At 71.0% G+C, this 9,150-nt stretch carries 10 protein-coding genes; 1 reads left to right on the forward strand and 9 read right to left on the reverse strand.

The features are described from left to right. Position 1: 1 nt before the first annotated feature. The gene (locus ACH4U7_RS22310; RefSeq protein ID WP_398529601.1) at positions 2-814 is read left to right on the forward strand and encodes a BTAD domain-containing putative transcriptional regulator; all 813 of its coding nucleotides are present in this window, start codon (positions 2-4) and stop codon (positions 812-814) included. A 45-nt stretch (positions 815-859) separates the two neighbouring features. Here the strand turns inward: ACH4U7_RS22310 and ACH4U7_RS22315 are convergent, their stop codons facing one another. The 9 genes from ACH4U7_RS22315 to ACH4U7_RS22355 form a co-directional block, all read right to left on the reverse strand. Continuing rightward, the gene (locus ACH4U7_RS22315) at positions 860-2,155 is read right to left on the reverse strand and encodes a UDP-glucose dehydrogenase family protein (RefSeq protein ID WP_398529602.1); all 1,296 of its coding nucleotides are present in this window, start codon (positions 2,153-2,155) and stop codon (positions 860-862) included. 73 nt (positions 2,156-2,228) lie between these two features. After that, on the reverse strand, positions 2,229-3,473 hold the full coding sequence (locus ACH4U7_RS22320; RefSeq protein ID WP_398529603.1) for an ATP-grasp domain-containing protein: 1,245 nt from the start codon (positions 3,471-3,473) through the stop codon (positions 2,229-2,231). Between the two features lie 11 nt (positions 3,474-3,484). Further along, entirely contained in the window at positions 3,485-4,732 is a 1,248-nt protein-coding gene (locus ACH4U7_RS22325) for an MFS transporter (protein WP_398529604.1), read from the reverse strand. Then, a complete protein-coding gene (locus ACH4U7_RS22330; RefSeq protein WP_385612681.1) occupies positions 4,729-5,331 on the reverse strand; it encodes a TIGR00730 family Rossman fold protein in 603 nt (200 codons plus the stop codon). The genes ACH4U7_RS22325 and ACH4U7_RS22330 overlap by 4 nt, the downstream gene beginning before the upstream one ends. After that, positions 5,318-6,052, reverse strand: coding sequence for an SDR family NAD(P)-dependent oxidoreductase (locus ACH4U7_RS22335; RefSeq protein ID WP_398529605.1), 735 nt, complete (start codon positions 6,050-6,052; stop codon positions 5,318-5,320). Before ACH4U7_RS22335 ends, ACH4U7_RS22330 begins: the two co-directional genes overlap by 14 nt. Further along, complete coding sequence (locus ACH4U7_RS22340; RefSeq protein WP_398529606.1) at positions 6,052-6,675, reverse strand: class I SAM-dependent methyltransferase; 624 nt, start codon at positions 6,673-6,675, stop codon at positions 6,052-6,054. The genes ACH4U7_RS22335 and ACH4U7_RS22340 overlap by 1 nt, the downstream gene beginning before the upstream one ends. Continuing rightward, positions 6,672-7,754: an HAD-IIIC family phosphatase gene (locus tag ACH4U7_RS22345; protein WP_398529607.1), complete on the reverse strand. Its 1,083-nt coding sequence runs from the start codon at positions 7,752-7,754 to the stop codon at positions 6,672-6,674. Before ACH4U7_RS22345 ends, ACH4U7_RS22340 begins: the two co-directional genes overlap by 4 nt. After that, on the reverse strand, positions 7,751-8,890 hold the full coding sequence (locus ACH4U7_RS22350; protein ID WP_398529608.1) for an acyl-CoA dehydrogenase family protein: 1,140 nt from the start codon (positions 8,888-8,890) through the stop codon (positions 7,751-7,753). The genes ACH4U7_RS22345 and ACH4U7_RS22350 overlap by 4 nt, the downstream gene beginning before the upstream one ends. Continuing rightward, entirely contained in the window at positions 8,887-9,150 is a 264-nt protein-coding gene (locus tag ACH4U7_RS22355; RefSeq protein WP_398529609.1) for an acyl carrier protein, read from the reverse strand. The genes ACH4U7_RS22350 and ACH4U7_RS22355 overlap by 4 nt, the downstream gene beginning before the upstream one ends.

Genomic DNA, 9,150 nt, shown 5'->3' on the forward strand with positions numbered 1-9,150 from the left:
CATGACCCACGACTTACGCTTCGAGATCCTCGGTCCACCCCGCCTCGTCGTCGACGGTCGCCCCCACGCGATCCGGTCGCGAAACCTGTCAGTGATCCTGACCACCCTGCTGGTCCGGAGTGGCCGCGTGGTCAGCGTCGAGGAGTTGATCGGCGAGGTGTGGCACCAGCCGCCACGGCGGGCCCGGGATGCCATCTACGTCTACATCTCCAAGCTGAGGGACCAGATCGGGAATGGGGTCGTCGACAGCCAGTTCCCCGGCTACACCATGCTTGTCCGCGGTCAGCAGCTGGATGTGCAGCTGTTCGGCCGGTATCGGGCCGACGGCCATCTCAGCATGGCCAACGGTGATCACGAGGGGGCGGCGCGGGCGTGGCGCAAGGCGCTCGCCCTGCACCGGGGCAGCCTGGTGGAGGGCGTGTATTCGGGACCGATCCTCAGCTCGTTCGATTCGTGGCTGCGGCAGTCGCGCACCGAATGCGTGGAACTCACCGCATGGGCACAGCTCAGCGCCGGCCTATACCACGAGGCAATCGGCTTCCTCACTCAGCAACTGCCGCGGAATCCGCTCAACGAGATCCTGCACCAGCAGCTGATGCTGGCGTTTCTCCTGGCTCGTCATCGTGCCCAGGCGCTAAGGGTGTTCGGCAACGCCTGTCGGACGTTCTCGGACAGGCTCGGTCTGGAGCCCGGCGGCGACCTGGTGAGGGTGAACGACATCGTGCGGTCCGACGACGTCGGCCGGGCCAAGCGGGCCATCTCGAGCGCCGTCGCCTCGCGACTGAGCTCGCACCGGTCGCCGGTGGAGTCCTGACACCGGACGTGCGGGGAGCACAGATGGGCTCCCCGCACCGCCTGGCTAATCCGGTCGGACGGTGAGGCGGCCGACGCTCATATACGTAAACCCGTGCCGCACCTGTTCCGCCGGATCGAGCAGGTTGCGCCCGTCGAACAGAAGCGGATCGCCCATCACCTCGGCGGCCTTGCCCCAGTCCACGTCCTTGAGCTCCGGCCACTCCGTGACGAGCACAGCGGCGTCGCAGTCGGCGACCGCCGCCAGGACGCTGTCCTTGCGTTCCACGAGGTTCCAGGGGCTGTCGGTCAGCTGGGGAGCCATCGGATCCCATCCGGTGACCGTGGCTCCCTCGGACAACAGCCGGGCCGCGATGACCGCGCTGGGCGCCTGCCGCATGTCATCGGTGCCCGGCTTGAACGTCAGCCCGAGCAGCGCGACCCGACGTCCACGCAGACCGCCGAGCTGGGACTTCAGCCGCGCGACGGCCCGCCGGGCCTGGAGGTCGTTGATCTCGATGACGGCGCCGAGCAGCGGTAGCGGCAGCCCGTAGTTGGAGGCGGTCGCTCGCAGCGCTCGAGCGTCCTTGGGGAAACAGGATCCGCCGTAGCCGACGCCGGCCCGCAGGAAGTGCGGGCCCAGCCGGTGGTCCAGGCCGACGACCACCGCCACTTCCTCCACGTCGGCACCTGTCGCCTCGCATACAGCGGCGATCTCGTTGATGAACGTGATCTTGGTGGCGAGCAGGGCGTTCGACGCCATCTTGGCCATTTCCGCGGAAGCCACCGACACTGTCTGCACCGGACCGTCGATGCCCCGGTGCAGTTCGGCGACCAGATCGGACACCGCCGGGTCGGCCGCACCGACGACAATGCGGTCCGGTTTCAGGAAGTCCCGGACAGCCGTGCCCTCGGCTGTGAACTCGGGATTGGACGCGTACCCGACGTGTGCCATGCCTGCGGCGTCCAGAGCGCTTCGCACCTGGTCGCCGGTCCCCACCGGCACGGTCGACTTCATGACCAAGGTGGTGAGGCGCGGTGCTCCTCGCAAGTCCTCGACGACGGACCAGATCCGGGACAGGTCGGCGTCGCCGGACGACGTGGGCGGCGTGTCCACGCAGATGAAGGCCACCTCGGCCGCCCGCAGCGCCTCATGGGCATCGAGGGTGAACCAGAGCCGCTCCCGGTTCTCGGCGATCAACTCCCCCAGGCCCGGCTCATAGATCGGCACCTCGCCGCGGCGCAGGGCGTCGACGCGCCGCGGCTGGATGTCCCGCACGGTGACCCGGTGTCCCAGCTGCGCCAGGCAGGCCCCGGTGACCAGGCCGATATAGCCGGCCCCGAATACCGCGATGTTGTGCATGCGTCCCTCTCCTTCCTTCCAGTGCGTCCCCAGGCGCGGGCGCCCACCAGCCGTGGCGAGGAGCACCGCGGGCTCAGACGTACGGTCCCTCGACGGTGAGCCGGCGGCCCGCCTCGGCCAGCCGCTCGCGGGCTTCGTCGGCGTGCTCTCCGACGACAATCACCCAGCCGGCCCGGCCCCAGAAGTCGATCGGCGGGGGCGCGATCACCGTGCCCTTGGGCCGTAGCTCCCCGACCTGGTGGACCCACGGCTGGGCACGGAGCTCAGGAGCCTCGGCCAGCCCCTCGAACAATTGAGGGCGCTCGGGGTAGATGAACTTCAAACCGGCGGCCCGATTGGGCACGATCTCCGCCTTCAGCGGCTCGCCGAGGGCAGCGGACACCAGCAGCGAACCCATGCTCAGGCCGAAGGCCAGGTGGACCATCTTGGACAGCATGTCTCCACCAGGGCGGCCGTTGAGCTCGATGATGCGAGGTCCCTTGGGCGTCATCTTGACCTCGACGTGGGCCAGCGTCCGATCGATCCCGGCGGCCAGCACGGCGGCGCAGGCCAGGGCGAAGCCCTCGGCGAGCGGCTCGATGTCGAGCGCGCCCTCGCCGCACACGTAGCCCACCTCGATCGGGTGCGGGTCGTAATCGAACGTCTTGGGGCACCAGTAGAGGACCTCAGCCCGCCCGCCGCTGCTCCACACGTCGACGTCGAACTCCAAACCGCTCAGGTATTCCTCGACGAGCAGTCCATCGCTGGCCATGCCCTTCTTGTCGATGTCGGCTGCAACCTGGAAGTACTGGGCGAAGTCTTCGGCGTTGTCGATCCGGCAGACGCCCGCGCTGCCGGACAGCCCGCGTGGCTTGACGATCACCGGGTAGCCGATCTGTGCGGCGACCCGCAGCCCCTCCTCGACCTCGTGCACGAGCACGGACGTGGTCGGCGAGAGGTCGGCGAGCAGCTCGCGCTGGCGCTTCTTGTCCCGGCTGATCTCCGCCGCCTCGACCGGGAGGCCTGGAAGCCCCAGGGCCTCGGCGAGTTGGGCAGCCAGCAGGACGTCCGGTTCGTTGTAGGTGATGACGGCCCGCACGTCGTGGCGCTCGGCCAGGCGCCGCGCCTGCTCCAGCGGGAACGGGTTCTCGTCCCGGTCGTAGGTCTCGAAGTCCTTCAGCCACGGCTTCTGCCAGGTCGGCTCCGCGGCGTCCAGCAGGATCACATCGGCCGCGGTGCCCAGATGGGACAGCAGGTGTTCGTGGCCGATCCGGTAGCCGGAGCCGACCAGCAGCAGGGTGGAAGGTGAGGCCGGGCGCGCCGGCAGCGGCAGATCCATATGCATACTCCTCAGAGGGAAGCAGGGGTGGGTTCCCGGCGGCGCGCCGTGCGGCGCCGGAAGGAGAGCAGGGCGTACAGGGCCAGGCCGAAACCGCCGAGTTGGAGCACGAAGTACGCCCCGGTGCCGGCTATCTCGAGGACCGGCAGGAGGACCAGCGGGGCCAGGAACGCGCCGAGGCCGTGCGCCAGGGACGTGGCCGCGGCGTAGGACTCCAGCGAGTCCGGCGGTGCCGTTCTGGTGACGAGCGGCTGGACGCTGGGGGCGATCAGGCACTCGCCCGCGGCGAACAGGACGCCGAACACGGCTCCCAGCACCACTTTCGGCAGCGTGCCGGACGTCAGCAGGGCGCAGCCGAGCACGGCCAGCGCGGCCGTCCACGACGCGATCGCGGCGACCAGCGCTCCGACGTAGCCGATCCGCTCGACCACGCGCAGGGCCCGTCCCTGCAGAACGATGACGCCGCCGGTGTTGCAGGCCATGACGACGCTGATCGCCGTCACCGACAGCTGGGCGTTGCCGAGGATCGCCGGCACGACCGAGTCGAACTGGCCGAGGCCGAAGATCACGAGGGAGAACTGGAACACGAGCAGGCACAGGAACACCGGATCGCGCAGGGCCCTGCCGCGCACCCGCCGTGGCGCGCCGGCGCCTTGCGGCCGGATCGCGGGCGCCCCTCCGTACTTGGGCACCAGGCTGACCAGGATCGCGCCGTGGACCAGGTAGCTCAGGGCGTTGGCGGTCAGGCAGGCGGTGTAGCCGTCGGCGCCGAAGCGGTGGACGGCCTGGCCGCCCAGCAGGGTGCCCACGGTCATCGTCAGCGCCGTGGTCCGGTTCTGTCCGGAAAGGACTCTGCTGAGCGCGCCGTCGCCGAAGACGCGGGTGAGCAACGGGGTCTGCACCGCGTAGTACATGCCCGTTCCCGCGCCGGACAGCGCGGCGGCCACCACGACGAGCGGCATCGAGTCCGCCATGGTGAACAGGCCCCAGCCCGAGGCCTGGAGGACCGCGGCCGCCGCCACCGAGGTACCCGGCCCGTGCGCCCGGCCGATCCGGATGGCCAGCGGGTTCACCACCAGGCCCGACAACGCGTACAGGGCGAAGTAGAGCGAGACGCCCGACAGCGGCAACCGCAGGACCTCCCGCAGGTAGGTCACCGTGATCGGGAGCATCAGGCCGCTGCCGAACGTGGTGGCTCCCCAGCCGGTCAGGAAAGCCCCGTAACCGGGCAGGGGTGCTCGGGGCGCCGCGAAGGTCACGGAGCCGCCTGCCCGCCCAGCGGAGCTCCCGCCCCCGCGAGGGCACCGGCCGGTGCGACCATGTCGAGAGCCTGCTCCGGGGTCGCGGCCACGCGCAGGATGCCCGCGTCGCGCACGAAACCCCGTCGCTCCAACCCGTCCACGTAATCGAGCAGGGACCGCCAGTCGTCGTCCACGTCGAGGAGCACGATGGGACCGACGTCCTGCCCGAGCGCGGCCATGGACACCACCTCCAGCACCTCGTCGAGCGTGCCGTAGCCGCCGGGCAGCGCGATGAAGGCGTCCGAGCGGTCGATCATGACGCGCTTGCGTTCCAGGAGGTCGCCCGTGAGCACGATCTCCTGGGGTGGCAGGTCGTCGCCCATCTCCTTGGCCCGCAGGAACTCCGGGATGACGCCGAGGATCGGCGCACCTCCTCCGGAGGCGCCGCGTGCCACCGCGCCCATCAGCCCGACGCCGCCCGCACCGTAGACCAGCCGGTGACCGCGGGCGGCCAGGCCGGCGCCGAGCGCGGTGGCGACCTCGGCGTAGCGGGCCGACGGTCCCGGTGAGAAGCCGCAGAAGACCCCGAGCGACAGGGAGCTTTCAGAGGTATCCATAGCTGAGCCAGCCTCCGTCGACGACCAGGGTCTGGCCGTTGATGTAGTCGGCCTCCGGGGAGGCCAGGAACAGGACAGGTCCGACGATGTCGGCCGGTCGGCCGCGCCGGCGGGAGGGGATGCGCCCGACGATGGCGTCCTCGTCGAGCGCGGCCGGGTGCGGGGTCTCGATGCGGATCATGCCGGGGGCGACCGCGTTGACGTTGACGTTGTGCGGCGCCCACTCCACCCCGAGGCTGCGGGTCAGCTGGAGCACGCCGCCCTTGCTCGCCGCGTAAAGCGCCCGTTCCGGAAAAGCGGTGTAGGACAACAGCGAGCAGAAGTTGACGACCTTGCCGTGACCCTGCTCGAGCAGGTGCCGGCCGAAGATCTTGCAGGCCAGGAAGGTGCCCACAACGTTGGTGTCCAACAGGGTCCGGGCGGAGTCGACCGGGAAACCGATCGTGGGGCCGAGGTCGAAGACGCCGGCGGCGTTGACGAGGACGTCCAAGCCGCCGAACCGGTCGACCACTTGCTCGGCCGCCTCGCCCATCGCCGCCTCGTCCGCCACGTCGACGGCCACGGCCACGCTCTCGGTCCCGAGCTCCTCGATCTCGCCGGCCACCGACTTCACCTGGGACTCGGTGCGGGCCAGCACCGCGACCCGCGCGCCGCGGGCGGCGAAGCCGAGAGCGACGGCTCGCCCGATCCCCCGGCCTCCCCCGGTGACGACGACCCGCATCAGCGGGCCCGGAACTCGCCGAACCAGTGCAGCTGGTCCGGCTTGGCGCGGGTGGGAACGTTGCGGTAGACGTACAGCGCCACGCACTCGAAGCGGTCGGCGGTGAACGTGGTGAGGATGTCGTCGCTCGTGATGCGGCGCGGGCCGGTGCCGGGAACCATCTTGTCCGAGAACGAGTTCAGCAGGAACAGGCCGCCGGGCTTGAGCAGGCGGTGCACCTCGTCGGCGTAGCGCGCCCTGGCCTCGTCGCGCATGTTGTGGAACACGAAGGAATCGGTGACGACGTCGGCCGACGAGTCCGGCAGCGGGACGTCGAGCACGTCGCCCTGGATGAACTCGGCGTCAGCACCGGCCAGTTCGGCCCAGCGGCTCGCCCTCGCGACGGCGTCCGGCGACAGGTCGACGCCGGTGACGTCCAGGCCCTGCACGGAGAGGAACACGGCGTCGACGCCGGGGCCGCTGCCGAGATCGATCAGCCGCTGGCCCGGCTTGAGCGTGCCGTCGATCACTCGCTTGATCAGTTCGAGGCCGGGGGACGCGTTGAACCAGGAGAGCTTGGCCAGCGACTCCTTCGCGTAGACGGTGGAAAAGGTGTCGGTCCAGCTCTGCGTGAACGCCGTCATCGGGTGATCTCCTGAGTCGTGCCGCTGACCGCGGCGGTGGTGTTATCGGTGAGAAGGCGGACATAGCCGGGAACAGCCGGGATCCGGTCGTCCGGCAGCGTGAGGACGACGTGGTCCTCGGAGCGGGATTCGACGACGAACCCCGCGAAGCGGTAGGTGACGAGCATCTGCCGGTTCCGGTCCGTGGGCCGGAAGTGGGCGACGGTGCGGGCACCGTGCGCGGCGGCCGTGCGGGCCAGCGCCGCGATGAGCGCGGTGCCGACGTTGCGGCCCATGACCCGGCAGGACATGAGCAGCAGCCGGATCGTCCACTCAGGACCGGTGGACAGCACGGCCAGCCCGATGGTGCCGTAGGTGCCGAAGCAGTCGTCGAGCTCGGCGACGAGCACCCGGTGGCCGGGATCCCGCACGAGGGCGGCGAGCTCCTCCTGGTCGAAGGTGATGCCGGTGGTGTTGAGCTGGTGGGTGCGCTGGGTCAGCTCCGCCGCGCGGTCGAGGTCGGCCGTGGTCGCGTGGCGCACCCGCAGCGTCATGTCCAGCGAGGCCAGGAACTCCTCGTTCGGCCCCTGGAACGTCTCCTGGTGCGAGCGACGGCGGTCCTCGGCCTGGTACATCTCCCGGCGCCGGGCGGCGTCGGCGGTCACGTGCCGCGGCAGGACCCGGCCGGCCGCGACCAGTTCGTGCAGCTCCTGCCGGGTCATGCACCTGACCTCGGGCAGTTCCCTGGCCACCTCGGCGCGTTCGAAGTCCGAGTCGTCGACGAACAGCACGCTGTCGGCACCGATGTTGAGCACCTGGATCAGGGTCCGCAGCGACGCGGACTTGGCCGACCAGCCGACCTGCGGGTGCAGGAAGTACTCGTCGAGCCCGAAGGCGCGGAGCCGGTCGTCGACGGGGCCGGGCTCGTTGCGGCTGGCGACGGACTGGAGGATGCCGTGCTCGTCGAGGACGCGCACGAGCTCGCGGTTGGCGTCGGGGACGTGGAGTTCGTCGCCCTCCAGGAGCGTGCCGTCCCAGAGGGTGTCGTCCAGGTCCCAGACCACGCACTTGACTGTCTTCTCGGCGGTGGCCGGGGTCATCGCTGCCGTCCTTTCCACGCGGCGCCCGGATCGCGCAGCAGCGCGGTGGCCACGACGTCCTGGAGCACCTCGGTGGGGCCCTCGATCACCTCGTGCACACGGGCCGCGGCGACCAGCCGGGCAAGGGCGTGGTCCTCGGTCTGTCCCTCGGCGCCCAGCAGGCGCGAGGCGGTGGCGGTCACGCCGCCGGCCGCGCGGGAGGCCAGCAGCTTGGCGCGAGCGGCGGTCACCGCCGCCGTCGGCGCGCGGTCCTCGACCTCCCGCGCCGCCGCCCGCACGTAATGGGTCGCGGACTCGGTGGCGAGAGCGGCATCGGCGAGCAGTCCGCGCACGAGCTGGTGGTCCCCGAGCAGCCGGTCACCCGTGGAGCGGGTGGCGGCGTGGCCGACGGCCAGGTCCAGCGCGGCCTGTGCGATGCCCGCCGCCCCCGCGGCGACGAAGAGCCGCCCCAGGGTGAGGCAGGACGTCGCGACGAACGGGATGCCGGTTCCCGGTCGCCCCACCGCTCGGACGGCGGGGGCGGTCGCCCCGTCGAAGGTGACGCGGGCCAGCCGCGCGGCGCGCAGCCCCGCGGTGCGGGGTTCGGGCTCGACCCGCACACCGCTGCCCGCGTCCACGAGCGCGCAGCTGTCCAGGCCGTCCGTGAGACCGAAGACGAGGTAGGCGTCGGCGATCTGGCCGAACGACAGCCAGCGCTTCACACCGGTGACGCGCAGGGTGTCGCCGTCGCGGTCGATCCTGGTGGCCAGTGCCCCGGCATCGGCGCCGCCCTCGGTCTCGGTGAGGGCGAAGGCGGCGATGACCCGGCCGGTGGCCAGCTCGGGCAGGACGGCGTCGCGGACCTCCGGGGCGGCCCAGCGGCGCAGGGCGTGGCAGACCATGGCGTGGACCACGAGCAGGCTGTGCAGGCTGGGCGAGGCGGCGGCCACGAGCCTGTGCACGTCGACGACGTCCACCAGCGGGAGATCGCTGCCGTTGTGCGCGGTGTCGACGGTGATGCCGAGCAGTCCGAGGCCGGCCAGGTGGTCGACGTCCTCCCGGGGGACGGCACCCGCGCGCTCCCACACCGTGGCGCGGTCGGCGAACTGCTCGCCCCGCAGCACGTCGAGGACCGGTTCCGGCGCTGTGGTGCTCACGCCGCCACCCTGCGGGCGACCAGGGCGGCCAGTCCCCGCACGGAGTCGAAGTTGACCAGTTCCAGGTCCTCGTCGGTCACCTCGACGTGGAAGGTGCGCTCGACGAAGTCGACCATCTGGACAGCGGCGATCGAGTCCAGCACGCCGCCGGAGATGAGCGGCCGGTCGTCCTCGATGCCGGGACGGCCGCTGAGCCGGGTGATGAACCCCCGCACCACGGCGGTGACCTCGTCGGTCGTGGGCGTGCTCTGAGCAGTCAT

Source organism: Streptomyces sp. NPDC020845 (assembly GCF_044334165.1).
GTDB lineage: Bacteria > Actinomycetota > Actinomycetes > Streptomycetales > Streptomycetaceae > Streptomyces.

Excerpts from the sequence above, each read along its gene's own strand:
- ACH4U7_RS22355 (WP_398529609.1), bottom strand. The coding sequence starts at position 9,150 with ATGACTGCTCAGAGCACGCCCACGACCGACGAGGTCACCGCCGTGGTG.
- ACH4U7_RS22335 (WP_398529605.1), bottom strand. The coding sequence starts at position 6,052 with ATGCGGGTCGTCGTCACCGGGGGAGGCCGGGGGATCGGGCGAGCCGTC.
- ACH4U7_RS22320 (WP_398529603.1), bottom strand. The coding sequence starts at position 3,473 with ATGGATCTGCCGCTGCCGGCGCGCCCGGCCTCACCTTCCACCCTGCTG.
- ACH4U7_RS22345 (WP_398529607.1), bottom strand. The coding sequence starts at position 7,754 with ATGACCCCGGCCACCGCCGAGAAGACAGTCAAGTGCGTGGTCTGGGAC.
- ACH4U7_RS22315 (WP_398529602.1), bottom strand. The coding sequence starts at position 2,155 with ATGCACAACATCGCGGTATTCGGGGCCGGCTATATCGGCCTGGTCACC.
- ACH4U7_RS22330 (WP_385612681.1), bottom strand. The coding sequence starts at position 5,331 with ATGGATACCTCTGAAAGCTCCCTGTCGCTCGGGGTCTTCTGCGGCTTC.
- ACH4U7_RS22310 (WP_398529601.1), top strand. The coding sequence starts at position 2 with ATGACCCACGACTTACGCTTCGAGATCCTCGGTCCACCCCGCCTCGTC.
- ACH4U7_RS22340 (WP_398529606.1), bottom strand. The coding sequence starts at position 6,675 with ATGACGGCGTTCACGCAGAGCTGGACCGACACCTTTTCCACCGTCTAC.